Here is a 17,532-nt window from a genome sequence, read left to right as displayed (position 1 = left end):
GCGCCCCCCGCCGCCGTCAGGTGGAGGTGTGCCAGGTTAGGCGCGGCCAAGCCGGGCCAGGGGCCGGGTCAGCCGGGCAAGCATCTGCTTGCGGGTCATGAGCGCGGGAGCCTGGGCCACGGCGTGCTCGTGCAGCCGGGCGGGCTCGTCGGCCAGCAGGTAGATCACCGCCACGTCGTCGGGATCGGCCAGCGACGCGTTGGGGAACTCCCCGCGCACGGCCTCCAGGCGCTTGTCGGCCAGGGCCCGCATGGCGTCGTATTCGCCGAAGTGCATGGCCCCCATGGCGCAGGTTTTCACGCACATGGGCAGCCGGCCGTTCTGCACGCGGTCGATGCACATGTCGCACTTGCTGACGATGCCGGTGGCCTCGTCGCGGCGCGGGATGTTGTAGGGGCAGGAATCGCGCACCTCCTCGAACTCCTCGGCCCCGAGCTTGGCGGCCAGGGGGGTGTAGATCACCGCCCCGGTCTGCTCGTCCTGCACGATGGCGCCGGGCACGTAGTCCTCGGCGGTGAACATGCAGGGCGGCTGGAAGCAATGGCGGCACTGGTCGGGGAAGAAGTACCAGCGGATGACGCCATCGATGAGGTGCTCGCTGAAGCGCACGAGCTTGTAGTTGAAGGGGGTCAGATCCGGGGGGTTCTGGTGCGTCCCGGTCTGGCGGGTCTTCACGGCGGGCAGGTTGTGCCATTCCTTGCAGGCGACCTGGCAACCCCGACACGCCGTGCAACGCGTGGTGTCGATGAAGAATGCCTTGGGCATGTCCGACTCCTTGGTGGTCCGCCGGGCGGGCGGCGCCCGCCCGGCGTGTTGGCTACAGTTCGGTCACCGTGTCGGCCTTGCGGATGTTCACCAGGCAGACCTTGTACTCGGGGATGGTCGTGTTGGGGTCGCCCACGGCGGGGGTCAGCCGGTTCACGGCGTCGCCGCATTTGGGCGTGGTCCAGCCGAAGCAGAAGGGCATGCCGATCTCGTGGATGATCCGCCCTTCCACGGGCAGCGGGCGCATGCGCACCGTGACCATGGCCACGGCCTCCACCCGGCCGCGCGCGCTCTCCACCACCACCACGTCGCCGTTGGCGATGCCCTTCTCCTGGGCCAGCTCGGGCGACAGCTCCACGTACTGCTGGGGCTCGGCCTCGAGCAGCACGGGGGTGTTGCGCGTCTCGCCGCCGCCGCACCAGTGCTCGGTGAGGCAATACGTGGTCAGCACGATGGGGAAGCGGCTGTCGGCGGGCTTGGCCAGCGGGTCGGCGTCGCTCTTCATGCGCTTCATGCACGGGTTGCTGAGCTGGCCCGAGAACGGGTTCCTGGCCAGCGGGGTTTCTGCGGGCTCGTAGTGCTCGGGCAGCGGGCCGTCCAGGCGGCCGGGGCCGTAGAGCTGGCCGTAGCCGTCTGTGGACATGATGAAGGGCAGCTTGCCCTTGCCGCTGGCCATGGGCGGCCAGCCGCCGTCGGGCACGTCGCCGACCCACTTGCCGTCCTCCCAGACGATGACGGCCTTGGCCGGGTTCCACGGCCTGCCGTTTTCGTCCACCGAGGCGCGGTTGTAGAGCACGCGGCGGTTCATGGGCCAGGCCCAGGCGAAGTTCGGGAACAGCCCGATGTTGGCCTGCATGGGCGTCTGGCTCAGGTCGCGCCGCTTGGCGAGGTTGCCGCAGTCGAGGTACGAGCCGCACTGCACCCAGGCGGAGCAGGCCGTGGCGCCGTCGTCCGTGAGGTTGGCGAAGCCGGGCACCTGCTGGCCCTTCTTGTAGGTCACGCCGTTGACCTCCACGTCGCGGGTGAACCAGCCGTTGTTGCGCCTGGCGATGTGCTCGGGGTCGAAGGCCTGGGGCCAGTCGTGGGCGAGCACCTGCTCGGGCAGGGCGCCGGACTCCTGGCGGTAGAGCTTGCGCACGGCGTTCATCAGGTCCACGATCATGGTGCCCATGGAGCGGCACTGGCCCAGAGGCTGCTGGGCCATGTAGTGCCACATGAGCCAGCGCCCGGAGTTGGTGATGCTGCCTTCCTTCTCGCCGCGCTGGGCGCTGGGCAGCAGGAAGACCTCGGTGGCGACGTCGGCGGGGTTCATGCCCGGGCCGCGCCAGAAGTCCGAGGTTTCGGTGTGGTGCAACTCGCCCACCACCAGCCACTCCAGGTTGGCCAGGGCGCGGCGGGTCTTGTGGGTGTTGGGCGCGCTCTGGGCGGGGTTGGTGCCGAACACGAAGCCGCCCTTGACCGAGCCCTTGTACATCCTGTCGAAGAGGTACATGAGCGAGTAGTCGCCGTGCTCGTCCAGGCGCGGCAGCAGGCCGTAGCCGAACTCGTTCTCCGCGGTGGCGTTGTCGCCGAACCAGGACTTGAGCAAGCTAGCCAGGTACTTGGGCCGGTTCTGCCACCAGTTGGCGCTCTGCGGGTCGCTGGACTTGGGCGTGTTGGCCTTGTTGTAGTCGGCCAGGGTCGGCCAGTTGGCCTGGACCATGGGCAGGTAGCCGGGCAGGATGTGGTACAGCAGGGCATGGTCCGTGGAGCCCTGGACGTTGGGCTCGCCGCGCAGGGCGTTGATGCCGCCGCCAGCCACGCCGATATTGCCCAGCAGCAGTTGCACGATGGCCGCCAGGCGGATGTTCTGCACGCCCACGGTGTGCTGGGTCCAGCCCAGGGCGTACATCATGGTCCCGGCCTTGTCGGGCGTGCCAGTGGCCGCGAAGGTCTCGTACACGCGCAGCAGGTTCTCGCGCGACACGCCGGTGGTGCTGGAGACGCGCTCCAGGGTGTAGCGGCTGTAGTGGGCGCGCATGAGGTTCAGCACGCACCGCTTGTGCTTGAAGGTCGTGTCACGCCGGGGCAGGCCGTTCTCGTCGCGTTCGAAGGCCCATTTGCTGCGGTCGTAGCGCCCGGTCTTCTTGTCGAAGCCCGCGAACATGCCGTTGGAGAAGGAGTACTTCTCGCCCACGATGCAGGCCGCGTTGGTGTACTGGACGACGTAGTCATGGAAGAACTTGTCGTTGTCCAGGATGTACTTCACCATGCCGCCCAGAAAGGCGATGTCGGTGCCGGAGCGCAGGGGGACGTGGAAGTCGCTGCGCGCGGAGGTTCTGGAGAATTTGGGATCGACATGCATGACCTTGGCGCCCTTGTCCTTGGCCTTGAGCACCCATTTGAAGGAGATGGGATGGTGCTCAGCCGCGTTGCTCCCCATGATGAGGATGGCGTCGGCATTCTCGATGTCGGTCCAGTGGTTGGTCATCGCGCCGCGTCCGAACGACTCTGCCAGAGCCGGTACAGTGGCGCTGTGTCAGATACGGGCCTGATGGTCGATGTGGACGACCCCCAGGCTGCGCAGCATCTGGTGCGAAACGGAGCACTCCTCGTTGTCCATCTGCGAGGTGCCGAGCTGGAAGATGGACTCCACGCGGTTGACGGTCTGGCCCTTGTCGTTGACGGTCCTGAAGTCGCGGTCGCGGGTGTCCTTCACCCGGCGGGCGATGCGCTCAATGGTCCAGTCCCAGTCCTTTTCCTCCCAGCGGTCCGACCCGGGGGCGCGGTACAGGGGCTTGGTCAGCCGGTGGTCGTTGACGTGCATGGTCAACAACGCCGCTCCCTTGGCGCACAGCGCGCCCTGGCTCACGGGGTAGTCCGGGTCGCCCTCGACGTTGATCACCGTGCCGTCCTTGACGTGCATGAGCACGTTGCAGCAGCACGAGCAGAAGGGGCAGATGGAGATGACTTCCCTGGCGCCCTCGATCTTCATCGCATAGGCGTGGGCCGCGACGGGCCGCAGGTCCAGGCCGAGCTGGCCCAGGGTCAGCCCCACGGCCCCGGCTCCCGCGACCTTGAGGAAACTTCGCCTTGAAATGCCCATGGGTTCCTCCGTCAGGTTGCGCGGCCGGGGGGCTGGCCCCCGCGCCGCATTATGCTTGTTCAAGCATATTGAAGAAGACGACTCCGCATCGCGTGCGGCGACGCCGCACCCGCGGCGTCCTCCCACCCTGCCCGCCCGCAGCGCAAAACCGGCGGGTTCCAGGGTCTCTTGCCTATTGTCCTAGGCCGTGGGAGCGGGGGCGTCAAAAAAGACCAGGGTGCGCATTCTTTTGCACATAACTTTGCTGAATATCAATTATAACAATTTGAAATTAAAGGTATTTAAATCAAACTACCAGCGTTGGGAATTTTCGGGCCGCAGGCCAGCCCCCGGCGCATCCGGCCCGGAAAGGCGCGCAGAAAAAGCCCGTTGCCCCCGGGCAGGCCGCCCCCTGATGGACGGAGTGGATATGCGTTGTGCCGAGAGCCCGTTGCCCCCGGGCAGGCCGCGCCCCGGCGCACGGCACGCGGCCTGCCCCCTGGAGCGGGGCGCCGCCACGGGCCGGGCCCGCCCCGCGCCCAGAGGCCGGAGGGTGAGAAAACCAGATTCAGGCCGCCGGGGCCGGTGCAGGCCAGAAGGAAATGGGCGGGGAACGCGGTTGCGGACAAGGAAAAAGGGCCGCGGCGCGATGCCGTGGCCCTTTGTCGTCATGGTGCCGAAGGGGAGACTCGAACTCCCACGACCGTGAGGTCACCACCCCCTCAAGATGGCGTGTCTACCAGTTCCACCACTTCGGCGCAGGATGTGTGCGGGGCGCTACTGGGCCTTCTCCTCGGCCTTGGGCTCCTCGACCTGGATGCTGTCGAAGGGCGGGGCCTGCTCCTTGGGCTCTTCCGCAACCGGGGCCGGGGCCTCGACGGCGGGCTGGCCGATGATCACCGAGCCGCCGTCGTCCGAGCGCGTGGAGCTGGACAGGATGTTGTAGAGCAGCGAGGTCACGAGAAAGACCACGGCCAGGAAGGCGGTCAGCTTGGTCAGGAGGCTTCCGGCGCCGGAGCCGCCGAACATGGACGACGAGCCGCCGCCGAAGATCACGCCCATGCCTTCCTTGCCGGATTGCAGGAGCACGAGAACGACGAGAATGATGCACGCGAGAATGTGCAGGGTCAAAACCAGGGCTTCCAAGTAAGTTCCTCCTGAGGGCGCTCTTGCGGTTCCCGGCGCGTCAATCGGCCAGGACAATGCGGCTGAAACTGTCGGCCCGCAAGCTTGCGCCTCCTACCAGCACGCCGTCCACGTTGTCAAGGTGAATAATCTCGGCGGCGTTGTCGGGCTTGACGCTGCCGCCGTACTGGATGCGCATTTCCCGCCCGGCCTCGCCGAAGGCGCGCACCAGCTCCTGGCGCACGAAGGCGTGGGCCTGGACGATCTCCTGCGGCCCGGCCACCTCGCCGGTGCCGATGGCCCACACCGGCTCGTAGGCCACCACCAGCCGCTCGGGGTCCACGCCCCGGTCCACGCCCGCCAGGCCCTTGTCCAGCTGGGTGCGCAGCACCTGCTCCACCTGCCCGGCGCGGCGCTCGTCGATGCGCTCGCCCACGCACAGGATCACCGACAGCCCGCGCTCCAGGCCGAAGGCCACCTTGCGCCCGACCATCTCGTCGGTTTCGCCCAGCACGTGGCGGCGCTCGGAGTGCCCGGCCAGGACGAAGGCGCAGCCCACGTCCAGCAGCATGGCCGGGGAGATTTCGCCGGTGAAGGCACCCTGCTCCTCGGGGTAGAAGTTCTGCCCGCCCAGCAGGAAACGCGGGTTGCCCGCCAGGGCCTGCCCGGTACGGCGCAGGGCCGTGAACGGCGGGATGACCAGCACCTCGCGGTCCTCCGGCAGGGCGGCGCCGCACAGGGCCACCAGCTCCTCGGCGGTGTCGAAGGCCTCTTCGGTGGTCTTGTGCATCTTCCAGTTGGCGGCCATGAGCTTTTTCACGGTCTAGACCTCCAGGGCCTTGAAGGCGGGCATGTCCTTGCCTTCCATGAGTTCCAGGAACGAGCCTCCGCCGGTGGAGACGAAGGTCACCTTGTCGGCCAGCCCGGCGGCGACCAGGGCCGCGCCGGTGTCGCCGCCGCCGATGATGGTCAGGGCGCCGCAGTCCACCACGGCCCGGGCCAGCCCCGTGGAGCCCGCCGCGAAGGCCGGGGTCTCGAACAGGCCCACCGGCCCGTTCCAGACCACCGTGCCCGCCCCGGCCAGGGCCCCAGCCCAGCGCGCCACGGAGGCCGGGCCCGCGTCGAGGATCATCTGCCCCTCGGGCACGGCGTCCACACTCACGGTGGCCCCGGCGGCCTGGGCGTCGGGCCCGGAGCCCAGCACGCAGTCCACGGGCAGCAACAGATCCACCCCGCGCCGGGCGGCCTCGTCCAGCACGGCGCGGGCCTCGCCCACGAGGTCGGGCTCCGCCAGCGAGGCGCCCACCCCGTGGCCCTGGGCCAGGAAGAACGTGTTGGCCATGGCCCCGCCCACGATGAGCTTGTCCACCTTGGAGAGCAGGTTGCGCAGGATGCCCAGCTTGGTGGACACCTTGGCCCCGCCGGAGATGGCCACGTAGGGCCGCGCCGGGTCGGCCAGGGCCTGGCCCAGGTATTTCCATTCCTTGATGAGCAGCAGCCCCGCGCATTTCTCGGGCGCGTGGGCCGGGATGGCGGTCATGGAGGCGTGGGCGCGGTGGGCCGTGCCGAAGGCGTCGCAGCAGTACACGTCGCACAGGGCGGCCATGGCCGCGCCGAAGGCGTCGTCGCCGGCCTCCTCCTCCTTGTGGAAGCGCAGGTTCTCGAGCATCAGGATGCCGCCGGGGCCGATCATGGCCGCCATGTGCGCGACCTCGGGGCCCACGCAGTCCGGCGCCATGGCCACCTCGCGGCCCAGCAGCCCGGCCAGATAGTCGGCCACGGGCTTCAGGGAGAACTCGGCGCGCACCTGGCCCTTGGGTTTGCCCAGGTGCGAGCACAGGATGAGCGCAGCCCCGCGCTCCAGGGCCAGGCGCAGGGTCGGCAGGCTGGCGCGGATGCGGTTGTCGTCCTTGATGACCCCGTCCTTGAGGGGCACGTTGAAGTCCACCCGCACGAGCACCTTCTTGCCCTTGAGGTCCATTTCGTCGATGCAGCGGATCATGGCGCGTCTCCTTGTCGGCGTGTTGGGGGCCGCGCGGGGCGGCCCAGGCGACTGTGTACTACGCGGCGCCGAATTTATCCAGGCCCGGCGCGGCGTCGTTTGCGGCGGCCGCTCCCGGGGCGGACAGCTCCAGGGCCATGAGCACGGCGTCCTCGCCGGTGTCGGTGTAGTAGCCCCGGCGCAGCCCGGCCTGCACGAAGCCGAAGCGCGCGTACAGGGCGCGGGCGGGCGCGTTGCCCATGCGCACCTCCAGGTGCGCATGGCGCACGCCCAGCCCGGCGCAGATGCCCAGGGCCAGGCCCAGCAGCCGCGCGCCCAGGCCCCGGCGGCGCAGGTGCGGATGCACGGCGATGTTGAGCACCTCCATCTCGTCGAGGACGTGATGGAAGGAAATGTACGCCGCCAGCCCCTGCGGCCCGCGCAGCCCGAAGACCTTGAACACCCCGCCCGCAAGCCCCAGGCGGAACTCGCGCTCGCCCCAGGGCATGGAAAAGCAGCGCCGCTCCAGGGCCACCAGGGCGGGCAGGTCGTCCAGGCCCAGGCGGTCGAAGCAGTAGTCCCCGGCGGCGCCGGGGGCGGCGGTTTCCGCAGCTCCGCTGGCGGGCCCGGCGTCAGCCCCGTTGGCGGCGCTGGCGGCGGCGCGCGAGTCGTCCATGCCCTTCTCCCGTTGCGGCCCCGGGGGGCCTTTGCTAGTGTGCGCGGCGAAGCGCCGCACCATGCCCAGACACATCCGCACCATACCCCAGCCCCACGAGGCCGTCGAGATCGTCGATGACCAGGACCGGCCCCTGGGCGTCATGCCCCTGGCCGAGGCAAGGCGCCAGGCCCTGTTCCACCGCACGGTGCTGGTGCTGGTGTACGACGGCGCGGGCCGGGTGTTCCTGCAAAAACGCGCGCGCACCAAGGCCCTCTACCCCGGGCGCTGGGACCTGTCGGCCTCCGGGCCCGTGCTGGCCGGGGAATCGCGCGAGGACGCCGCCCTGCGCGGGCTGCGCCGGGAGCTGGGCATCGGCGGCGCGGGCCTGACGCGCCTGGCCCAGGCCCCGGCCCGGCCCGAAACGGGCTACGGCTTCACCACCCTGTTCTGCGCCGGGGCCTGCTCCGGGCCCCTGCTGCCCGACCCCGCCGAAATCGAGGACGGCGTATTCGTGGACCGCGACGAACTCGACGCCATGGCCGCCAGCTTCCGCGACATGCTGACCCCGGCACTGGTCAGCTTCTGGGAGCAGGACCTGGTGTTCCGCCCGGGGCGGCCCGGCACGGGCCGGGGCGGGACGGACGGCGCGGAGAGCGCGGACCGGGGGCAGGACGAGGACGAAATGCCGGACACGGACTGGCCCGGCACGCCAGACACGGACTGGCCCGACCCGGACGACGCGCCCTGAGCCGAGGCCGCACGCCGGGACGCAGCGCCCGCATGCCCGGGCCCCGGGCCAACTGGCCCGTGCCGCCCGTACTGCCACGCTGGCCGCTTGTGCCCGCCCCCGTTCCTTGCACCGAGGCCGCAGGGCCGTCGCTCCTGGCAGACCGAAGGCCCCTGGTTCCCGGCGCCATGGCCGGGCAGGTCGCCAAGGGTCCACACCACGAATTTCGAACGGTCTGCCCCTCCCGGAGCCGGGGCTATTCCAGGTCCGGCCCGCCGCCCAGCACCAGGGCGGCCATGGCCTCGTGGACCCGGCCGTTGCTGGCCAGGATGCTCGGGGCGCCCGGGGTGTACGGCGTCCGGGGGTCAAAGCGCGTGACGCGCCCCCCCGCCTCCTCCACCAGCAGCCAGCCCGCCGTGGTGTCCCACGGTTTCAAGCGAATCTCGTAGAAGGCGTCCAGCCGCCCGCAGGCCACGTAGGCCAGGTCCGCCGCCGCCGCGCCCATGCGCCGCAGCCCGCGCGTGGCGGGCAGCACCCGGCCCATGGGCCCCATGATATGCGCCATGTCCTCGGCCACGGAGTACGGAAATCCCGTGGCCACCAGGGCGTCCATGGGCTCGGCGGTGTCGCTCACGCGGATGGGCGCGCCGTTCAGGAAAGCGCCCTGCCCGCGCACGGCGTGGAAGGTCTCGCCCAGCACCGGCACGGCCACGATGCCCAGCACCGGCGCCCCCGCACGCCACAGCCCCACAGACACGGCCACCACGGGCAGCCCGTGGGCGAAGTTGGTGGTGCCGTCCAGGGGGTCGATGATCCAGGTCAGCGCGCCGGGCACGCGGCTGGCGGCGCTTTCCTCGGCCATGAAGCCCGCCCCGGGCACCAGCGGACCCAGGCGCTCCTTGAGCAGGGCCTCCACGGCCAGGTCGGTTTCGGTGACCAGGTCGATGCGCCCCTTGTGGCGGACGGCGCGCGGGCGGGTCCGGGCGTCGAGGATGCACTGCCCGGCCTCGTGCACGGCGGCCAGGGCGGCGCCCAGCAGCACCGGGGTGACGAAGTCGTTCATGGCGGCTCCCTGGGGCCGGGCGGGCGCCGGGCAGCAAAAGGGCGGCCCGAAGCCGCCCCTTTTGCCGCGCCGACGCGGGCCGGACCCGGCTTGGCTAGTTGATCCAGACCTTGGCGAAGCGCTTGTCCTCGGCGAGGCTGCGGCCCGTGCCGCGCACCACGGTGGTCAGCGGGTCGTCGTCCACGATGACCGAGAGGTTGGTCTCCTGGCTGATGAGCCGGTCCAGCCCCTTGAGCAGCGCGCCGCCGCCCGCCAGCAGCAGGCCGTTGCGGGCGATGTCGCCCACCAGCTCGGGGGGCGTCTTCTCCAGGGCGCGCTTGACGGCCATGACGATGGCCGCCACCGGCTCGTGGATGGCCTCGCGGACCTGGGCGTCGGTGATCTCGATGCAGCGCGGGGTGCCGTCCACGATGTTCTTGCCCGACACCTCGCCCACCAGGGCCTCGTCCAGGGGCGCGGCGCTGCCCAGGCGCATCTTGACCTTCTCGGCCATGTTCTCGCCGATGAGCAGCTGGTACTTGTCCTGGAAATAGCGCTGGATGGACTCGTTCATCTCGTCGCCTGCAACGCGCACGGATTCGGCGTAGGCCACGGCGGACAGGGAGATGACCGCCACCTCGGTGGTGCCGCCGCCGATGTCCACCACCATGTTGCCGATGGGCTCCTCGATGGCCAGCCCGGCGCCGATGGCCGCGGCCATGGGCTCCTCGATGAGCTTGACCTCGCGCGCCCCGGCCTGCAGCCCGCTTTCGATGACCGCGCGCTTTTCCACCTGGGTGATGCCCGTGGGCACGCAGATGACGATGCGCGGCTTGATGAGCGACATGCCGCGGATGACCTTCTTGATGAAGAAGGCGATCATCTCCTTGGTGACCTCGAAATCGGCGATGACACCGTCCTTCATGGGCCGGATGGCGCGGATGCGCTCGGGGGTGCGGCCCAGGAAATCCTTGGCCTCCTTGCCCACGGCGATGACGTTGCCGGTCTTGGTGTCTATGGCCACCACGGAGGGTTCGTTGAGCACGATGCCCTCCTTGGGCGTGTACAACAGGGTGTTGGCCGTGCCGAGGTCCATGGCCAGGTCTTTGCCCAGCATCCCCAGGAGGCGCTTGAAAATCATGGAAAAACCCCTTGCGTACGGGTTGTTGTGTGGACACCCCGGAAAAAGTCTAGAGTATTTCTACTCCCCTCGGGATTTATATCCGAACTACACCCGGACGGCAATGGTGCACGAGCAGAATTTTCAGGAGCCGGAGGCGTGGCTGGCAAGGCGGGCCTGGAGATAGAGGTTCTCCAGGAATAGCGAGAGATTGGCCGTGGCCTGGGCCAGGAAGATGCGCATGGCAGGCGTCACGGCCACCAGGTCCGGGCTGCACAGCACGAGCACGCCGCGCGTCTTGCGGCCGAAGACCACGGGCAGCAGCACGAAGCTGCCCAGGTCCGGCGCGGGGACGTCCTTGCCGAAGAGCGATTTGCCCGCCGGACAGCAGCCCCGGTCGCCCGAGAACACGGCCTGGGCGGAGTTGAACACGTAGCCCACCAGCCCGCTCTTGATGGGCACCATGCCGGGGTGCGGGGTGCCGGGCGGGAAGAACTCGGCGGGCACGCCTTCCAGGAAATAGTTGGCGCCGTTCTCGTCGCGCTCGGCCAGGAAGCAGTGCGCGAAGCCCGTGGCCTGGGCCAGCAGTTCCAGGAAAGCCGCCAGATAGGCCGACCAACGCGGGGAGCGGGTGCGCAGGTCCACCATGTGTTGCAGGGTGCGGTAGAAGCGGCTCTCCTCCATGGCCTGGCCGAGGAGGAACCCGCTGGACTGGATGTCGCAGGCCAGCCGGGCCAGGAGATCGAGGATCTTCTGGTCCTTGTCGCTGAAGGAATACTGGCGGCGGCTGTCCACGCACAGCGCCCCGCCGCCCTGCACCGGGCAGCCCATGAAGGCCTTGATCTGGCTCTCGTCCCTGGGGTCGTAGTAGCCCAGATGGCTGCGCTTCTGGTCGAAATTGTTGATGAGCAGCGGCTGCTTGTTGCGCAGGATCCAGCCCACCAGCCCCTGGCCGGGCATGATGACCGTGGCGTCGTCGATGCCGTCGCCCAGGCTGAACTTGCCCGCGATGCAGAAGCCCTCGCCCGCCACGGCGGGCAGGAAAAGCACCGCCGAGTAGGCGTCGTACACGCTGCCCACGACGTTCAGGAATTTGATCAGACTGTCCGTGCCCATGTCTCTCGGTATCTGCCGGTATCTGCCAGTATCAGCCGGTGCCTGCCAGTATCTGCCGGTGTCTGCGTGGCGGCCTGTCCGGCGCGGCCGACGCCGCGGGCCCATGGTTCCGTCCGGGCGCAGGGTCGAAACTACGACAGGCCCGGGAAAAACAAAACCGCTTTTTCCGCTCCGGCCTCCCGGGCCCCGGCGTGCCGACGCGGCGCGCGCCCGCCCTGCCCGGGCGTCCGCCACCGCCGCGCAACATAGCGCAGGCCAACGGCGACGGCAACACCCGCATGCGAAGCCGCCCGCCGGGCCTCGCCCCACGCTGTAGCGGCCAGCAGCAGGCCGGTACGCACCCCTGAAAGCACCCGCATCAGTGGTGCTGCATGAGGAAGAACATGCAAGGGTTGCCGCTGGAATTGAAGTGCAGCGACATGCACTGGAAGGACAATTCATGTGTCCCTCTTCTCTTGCAGCATACAAGAATGCCGCGATGCCAGCCCCGGGGCCTCCGTCCGGCGCTCCGGGGCCGAACCCGGCAGGGGCCAAGGGTTTCCCCCGCCCGCCCCGCTTCCGGCGCACGCCCCGGGAAGGCCCGGAAATTCCCGCGTGCCCCGCCGATGCAGTCCGCAGCAGGGAAGTGAAGTCTTTTTGTATTGTCAATACCTTCGGGCAACGCTACAATTGCGTCCACCAGGGCGCCCATGGCTTGGAGGCGCCCTCCACACTTCCGCAACGACGGCGAAAAAGGCATGGCGTTTTCCTGGGAGCAGGCATTCAGCAAGGTCCGCGAGTTCCCCCTGGCTGGGGGGGCCGACGGTCCAGTGCCCTTGCAGGTGGACACCATCCCCCGCCTCAAACGCTTCCTGGACTGGGTGCAGATCCGCCAGTGCCTGCTGCGGCCCTACTTCGAGCAGCCGGACTACCCGCTGGTGGAGTCGCGCGAGCTTTTGCCCTCCTTCGAGGCCGACCCCTTCGAGTACACCAACCTGCCGGGCTTCTCCATGGTCGCCCTGGCCCGGCCGCTGTCCTATTTCTCCGAGGTCTTCCAGTTCGACATCCTGCACGACCTGCTGGGCGACGCCGAACTGGGCCTGGAAAACGCCTGCCCCCTGGAGCGCGCGGTGCAGGTGCGCAACCGCCAGGCCTGCCTGAACCGCCTGCCCAAGCGCTGCCACGAGGCATTCCGCAAGGAATTCCTGCGCAAGGACCTGACGGCCCTGGAGCACTACCCCGACATCCTGCCCTTCCTGCTCCAGATGGACCGCGCCCACGTGCTGGCCAAGGACCGCGGCGGCGGCTTCCACCTCGCGGGCGTCTACGCCTCGCTGCCGTCGGACCTGGACACCGAGATCAAGCGCTTCGGCATCCGCATCGGCAAGTTCGGCGTGGGCGACAACGCGCGCTACGAGCGCAACCGCCTGTTCGTCTACCAGTTCCTCATGGAGCTCTACGGCTTCCCCATCGTCTCCGAGCGGCGGACGTCCAGCGCGCTGTTCTCGCGCCGCCTGCAACGCATGGGCGAGGACTTCATGGTCCGCGTGCTCGGCCAGTCCGACCGCACCATCACCACCCTGTATTCGCACCCCCTGTCGCGGCGCTACCCACGCGTGGAAAAGACCGCCCTGGTGCAGGTGGACAGCGAACAGAAGGACGCCCTGCGCAAGCTCGCCCAGGGCCGCTATTTCGTGGACCGCGCCCGGCGCGTGGTCATCCTGCGCGTGACCTACCGCCAGCACAAGTACAACCGCGACAACGTGCGCCAGGACCGCGCCCTGTCCGTGGTCCGCCAGGAGGTCATCCACCCGCTGTCGGGCCGGGTCAACGCCTCGGTGAACATCATCAAGGACGCCTCGAACATGTTCCTGCGCCTGAACGACATCGCCCGGGGTGAATACAACGGGCGCATCGTCTACAAGCGCAACGAGGTGGTGGAAAACACCGACACCCACGAAAAGCGCCTGAAGTTCCTCTACGCCTGGCTCTCCAAGCACCAGCGCAGGATCATCAGCTACTCCGGAGAATTCTACGCCAACGTCACCAAGGTGCTCGACACCTACCTGCGCAACGCCGACAACTACGAGCTGTTCAACACCATGCACGACCTCTACCAGGAGGTCTGGGCCAAATACAGCTACATCCAGCAGGCCCGCAAGGTGCAGGCCCTGGAGGACCTGAGCCGCCGCGCGCACAAGGGCGGGCGCCTGGGGCACCTCGAAGCCCTGGAGCAGGCCAACGCCCTGCTCAACGACCTCAAGTACGAGATCGTCAACTACTTCGCCGAGCTGGTGGAAAACGTCATCGCCCTGGGCGAAAACATGCTCCAGGACGCCTACCTCATCCGCACCTACATCCGCCGCCGCGACGAGGAGCTTACGCCCTACGGCCGCGAGGTCCGGCGCCATTACGGGCGGCTGGTGGCCCAGCTCGACGAGTTCAAGGCCATCCGCAAAACCAGGGCGGAATCAGGTGACAAGCAGCAGGAACATGCTGTATAGGGTGGGTTTGTCATCTTCCCTTCCACTTGAGCGAGGAAAAGTCGTTGTCCGAGTTGTCGAGAACCCCCCTGCACTCCTGGCATGTGGCCCACGGCGCCAAGATGGTTCCCTTCGCGGGCTGGGACATGCCCGTCCAGTACTCCGGAATCCTTGAAGAACACCAGCACACGCGCACCAAGGCCTCCGTCTTCGACATCTGCCACATGGGCGAGTTCAAGCTGCGCGGCGCCAAGGCCCGCAACGCCCTGTCGCGCATCGTGACCCACAACCTGGCCACCCTGGGCCCCCGGCGCTGCCGCTACGGCTTCCTGCTCAACGAGGACGGCGGGGTCATCGACGACTGCATCGTCTACTGCATGGCCGACGACGACTACATGCTGGTGGTCAACGGCGCGCGCGTCGACACCGACTTCGCCTGGATCAAGTCCCACCTGCCTGCGGACATGTTCTTCGAGAACATCTCGGAGATGACCGCCAAGATCGACCTCCAGGGCCCCGAGTCCTGCCGTGTGCTCAACGAGGCCACCGGCGAGGACTGGTCGTTTCTGACCTATTTCTCCTTCAAGCGCGGCGAGTTCGACGGCGACCCCATGGTCGTCAGCCGCACGGGCTACACCGGCGAGCTGGGCTACGAGCTCTACCTGCGCGAGGACAAGGCCCGGGCCCTGTGGGAGCTCTTGCTGCAAAACCCGCTGGTCAAGCCCGCCGGGCTCGGCGCGCGCGACACCCTGCGCCTGGAGATGGGCATGGCCCTCTACGGCCAGGACCTGGACGAGGCCCACACCCCCGCCGAGGCGGGCATGGCCTCCTTCCTCAAGTCCGAGGCCGACTACATCGGCAAGGCCAAGGCCTTCGACGTGCGCGAGTCGCTGATCCCCCTGGTGCTCGAAGGCCGCCGCGCCGCGCGCCACGACGACCCCGTGCTGCTGCCCTCGGGCGAGGCGGTGGGCCGCGTGACCAGCGGCTCCTTCGCCCCCAGCCTCGGCCACGCCGTGGCCCTGGCCTACGTGGACGCCCGGCACGCCCAGGGCACGGACTTCCTGGTGGGCAAGGGCGCCAAGCCCCTGGCCGCCACCCGGGGCACCCTGCCCTTCTACACCCAGGGCACGGCCCGCGTGAAACTCTAGGGCCGCGCCCGCCGCGCGACGCAAAGGCCCCGGCCCGCCACACGCGGGCCGGGGCGTTTTTCGTTCCAGGACAAGGGATTGCACCAGCCCAGCCCCCCAGGCGCTTGCCCCCGCTGGGCACGGCGGCCCCAAGGGCGCTGCTCCCGCCCCGGCGCCCCGGGCCCCGGGAAAGGCGCCGGGCGCCAAAGACGGACGCTCCGAAGTGCTTCCCCGGCCTCCTGGCCCCCGGGGCCGCCCCGTTGTCCAGCGCGGTTGCACCCGGCCCCGGCCCGCGCTAAGAGGGGGGCCATGAAGACGTTCTTCCTCGAACCCGCCCGCTGGCGGGAGCCCTTCGTCCTCGACGGCCCCGAGGCCCACCACCTGGGGCGCGTGCTGCGCGTGGCCCCGGGCGAGACCCTGCGCGGGTTGGACGGCGCGGGCCGCACGGGCCTGTTCCGCGTGCTGGCTGCGGACCGGCGGGCCCTGACCCTGGAGCTGCTGGAGGAACGCACGGCCCCCGCGCCCCGGGTGCGCACGACCCTGGCCGTGGGCTGGGCCAAGTCGGCCCGGCGCGGTTGGCTGCTGGAAAAGGCCGTGGAGCTGGGCGCCGGGGAGGTCTGGTTCTGGCAGGCCGCCCGCAGCCAGGGCCGCGTGCCCGACCAGCCCAAGGACACCTGGACCGCCGCCCTGGAAGCCGGGGCCAAGCAGTGCGGCAACCCCTGGCTGCCCGGGCTGCGCACCCTGCCGTCCCTGGACGCCCTGCTGCGCGCCGGGGCGCACGTCCCGCGCCGCTACCTGCTCTGGGAGGACCAGGAGCGCCCGCGCCTGCTGGGGCCAGCCGAGGTCACGGCCCCGGCGGGCGACGTGCTGTGCGTGCTGGGCCCCGAGGGCGGCCTGGCCCCGCACGAGGTGCAGGCCCTGCTCGGCGCGGGCTTCGAGGCCGTGAGCCTGGGGCCCGCGGTGCTGCGCTTCGAGACCGCCGCCCTGGCGGCCCTGACCCTGTTCTGGTGGGGCGGCGCCCATGCTTGAGAACCCGCGCAACCCCCACGAGGAGCCCGGCCCGGACGCCCCGGCCCCGGCCTCCGGTCAGCCCCTGGCCGACCGCATCCGCCCGGAAAACTTCGACGAGTTCATCGGCCAGGGCCATGTGCGGACCAAGGTCGAGGCCATGGCCCGCGGCGCGCGGCTGCCCTCGCAGCTGTTCTTCGGCCCGCCGGGCTGCGGCAAGTCCACCCTGGCGCTGCTGGTGGCGCGGCTCTCGGGGCTGCCCTTCGTGCGCGTGAGCGCCCCCGAGGCCGGGCTGGCCGACCTGCGCAAGCGCATCAAGGGCCAGCGGGTGCTGATCCTCGACGAGCTGCACCGCTTCTCCAAGGCCCAGCAGGACTTCTTCCTGCCCATTCTGGAATCGGGCGAGATCACCCTGCTGGGCACGACCACCGAGAACCCCTCTTTCTCGGTGACGCGCCAGCTTTTGTCGCGCCTGCACGTGCACAAGCTGCGCGCCCTGTCGCGCCAGGACCTGCGCGAGGTCGCCGCCCGGGGCATGGCCGCCCTGGGCCAGGCCCTGCCCGAGGCCAGCCTGGACGTGCTGGCCGCCGTGGCCCAGGGCGACGCGCGCACCCTCTTGAACCTCGTGGAATACACCGCCGCCCTGCCCGAGGCCGAGCGCGCCCCCGAGGGCCTCAAGGCCGTGCTGCCCGACGTGGTCCTGCGCGGCGACCGCGACGGCGACTCGCACTACGAGCTGGCCTCGGCGCTCATCAAGTCCATCCGCGGCAGCGACCCCGACGCGGCGGTCTACTACTTGGCCTGCCTGCTGGAAAGCGGCGAGGACCCGCGCTTCGTCACCCGGCGGCTGATCCTCTCCGCCGGGGAGGACGTGGGCCTGGCCGACCCCCACGCCCTGCCCCTGGCCGTGGCCTGCCAGCAGGCCGTGGAGTTCGTGGGCATGCCCGAGGGCTTCATCCCCCTGGCCGAGACGGTGGTCTACCTCGCCCTGGCGAAGAAGAGCAATTCCAGCTACATGGCCTACCACATGGCCGCGCGCGAGGTACGCGAGAAGGGCATGCGCCCCGTGCCGCTGCACCTGCGCAACGCCTCCACCCGACTGCAAAAGCAGTGGGGCTTCGGCCAGGGCTACAAGTACCCGCACAACTACCCCGGAGGCTGGGCGCCGCAACGCTACCTGCCCGACGGCGTGGCGGGCGGCTTCTACAGCCCGCGCGACAACGGCGAGGAGCCGCGCCTCACGGCGTGGTGGAAGGGCCTGCCGCGCCCGGACGGGCCGGATGAGAAAGAGGAAGGATAAAAGGAACCAGTCCAGATTGTTCCGAATCAAAATGCGA

14 protein-coding genes and 1 tRNA gene are annotated in these 17,532 nt (G+C 69.5%); 5 read left to right on the top strand and 10 right to left on the bottom strand.

Going from position 1 to position 17,532, the window contains the following annotated elements; translation table 11 throughout:
* Window positions 1–36: 36 nt before the first annotated feature.
* The 7 genes from G495_RS0106940 to rimI all read right to left on the bottom strand — a co-directional run bounded on the left by G495_RS0106940 (window position 37) and on the right by rimI (window position 7,611).
* The gene (locus G495_RS0106940) at window positions 37–765 is read right to left on the bottom strand and encodes a 4Fe-4S dicluster domain-containing protein (protein WP_028587212.1); all 729 of its coding nucleotides are present in this window, start codon (window positions 763–765) and stop codon (window positions 37–39) included.
* Window positions 766–817: 52 nt separating this feature from the next.
* Window positions 818–3,850: a formate dehydrogenase-N subunit alpha gene (gene fdnG / locus G495_RS0106935; RefSeq protein ID WP_084457962.1), complete on the bottom strand. Its 3,033-nt coding sequence runs from the start codon at window positions 3,848–3,850 to the stop codon at window positions 818–820.
* A gap of 650 nt (window positions 3,851–4,500) precedes the next feature.
* Window positions 4,501–4,587: transfer RNA gene (locus G495_RS0106925), tRNA-Leu, on the bottom strand.
* A 19-nt stretch (window positions 4,588–4,606) separates the two neighbouring features.
* The gene (secG, locus tag G495_RS18065) at window positions 4,607–4,975 is read right to left on the bottom strand and encodes a preprotein translocase subunit SecG (protein ID WP_051445149.1); all 369 of its coding nucleotides are present in this window, start codon (window positions 4,973–4,975) and stop codon (window positions 4,607–4,609) included.
* Window positions 4,976–5,015: 40 nt separating this feature from the next.
* A complete protein-coding gene (gene tpiA, locus G495_RS0106915) occupies window positions 5,016–5,774 on the bottom strand; it encodes a triose-phosphate isomerase (protein WP_028587209.1) in 759 nt (252 codons plus the stop codon).
* 3 nt (window positions 5,775–5,777) lie between these two features.
* Entirely contained in the window at window positions 5,778–6,956 is a 1,179-nt protein-coding gene (locus G495_RS0106910; protein ID WP_035251175.1) for a phosphoglycerate kinase, read from the bottom strand.
* Between the two features lie 58 nt (window positions 6,957–7,014).
* Window positions 7,015–7,611: a ribosomal protein S18-alanine N-acetyltransferase gene (rimI, locus tag G495_RS18060; RefSeq protein ID WP_084457960.1), complete on the bottom strand. Its 597-nt coding sequence runs from the start codon at window positions 7,609–7,611 to the stop codon at window positions 7,015–7,017.
* A gap of 61 nt (window positions 7,612–7,672) precedes the next feature.
* Here rimI and G495_RS18055 point away from each other — a divergent pair, with 61 nt between their 5' ends.
* Window positions 7,673–8,341 carry an NUDIX hydrolase gene (locus G495_RS18055; protein ID WP_084457958.1) on the top strand — a complete coding sequence of 223 codons (669 nt, stop codon included), beginning with the start codon at window positions 7,673–7,675 and terminating at the stop codon, window positions 8,339–8,341.
* A gap of 235 nt (window positions 8,342–8,576) precedes the next feature.
* On the opposite strand, the gene G495_RS0106895 is transcribed toward G495_RS18055, so the two are convergent.
* The 3 genes from G495_RS0106895 to G495_RS0106885 form a co-directional block, all read right to left on the bottom strand.
* Window positions 8,577–9,383 (bottom strand): inositol monophosphatase family protein, encoded by an 807-nt coding sequence (locus G495_RS0106895; RefSeq protein WP_051445148.1) that lies wholly within the window; start codon window positions 9,381–9,383, stop codon window positions 8,577–8,579.
* 94 nt (window positions 9,384–9,477) lie between these two features.
* Window positions 9,478–10,503: a rod shape-determining protein gene (mreB, locus tag G495_RS0106890; protein ID WP_028587206.1), complete on the bottom strand. Its 1,026-nt coding sequence runs from the start codon at window positions 10,501–10,503 to the stop codon at window positions 9,478–9,480.
* A 123-nt stretch (window positions 10,504–10,626) separates the two neighbouring features.
* On the bottom strand, window positions 10,627–11,598 hold the full coding sequence (locus tag G495_RS0106885) for a GAF domain-containing protein (RefSeq protein WP_035251173.1): 972 nt from the start codon (window positions 11,596–11,598) through the stop codon (window positions 10,627–10,629).
* A gap of 737 nt (window positions 11,599–12,335) precedes the next feature.
* On the opposite strand from G495_RS0106885, the gene G495_RS0106880 reads away from it, so the two are divergent.
* From G495_RS0106880 to G495_RS0106865, 4 genes are all read left to right on the top strand, one after another.
* Window positions 12,336–14,081 (top strand): hypothetical protein, encoded by a 1,746-nt coding sequence (locus tag G495_RS0106880; RefSeq protein WP_028587204.1) that lies wholly within the window; start codon window positions 12,336–12,338, stop codon window positions 14,079–14,081.
* Between the two features lie 44 nt (window positions 14,082–14,125).
* The gene (gcvT, locus tag G495_RS0106875) at window positions 14,126–15,208 is read left to right on the top strand and encodes a glycine cleavage system aminomethyltransferase GcvT (RefSeq protein WP_028587203.1); all 1,083 of its coding nucleotides are present in this window, start codon (window positions 14,126–14,128) and stop codon (window positions 15,206–15,208) included.
* A gap of 288 nt (window positions 15,209–15,496) precedes the next feature.
* A complete protein-coding gene (locus G495_RS0106870) occupies window positions 15,497–16,216 on the top strand; it encodes a 16S rRNA (uracil(1498)-N(3))-methyltransferase (protein ID WP_028587202.1) in 720 nt (239 codons plus the stop codon).
* Window positions 16,209–17,495 carry a replication-associated recombination protein A gene (locus G495_RS0106865; protein WP_084457955.1) on the top strand — a complete coding sequence of 429 codons (1,287 nt, stop codon included), beginning with the start codon at window positions 16,209–16,211 and terminating at the stop codon, window positions 17,493–17,495. The genes G495_RS0106870 and G495_RS0106865 overlap by 8 nt, the downstream gene beginning before the upstream one ends.
* Window positions 17,496–17,532: the final 37 nt, after the last annotated feature.

The sequence above is a fragment of the Desulfocurvus vexinensis DSM 17965 genome, from assembly GCF_000519125.1.
Classification (GTDB): Bacteria; Desulfobacterota; Desulfovibrionia; order Desulfovibrionales; family Desulfovibrionaceae; genus Desulfocurvus; species Desulfocurvus vexinensis.
The sequence above is the reverse complement of the archived record's forward strand: the minus strand, read 5'-3'. Positions and strand labels throughout refer to the sequence as shown.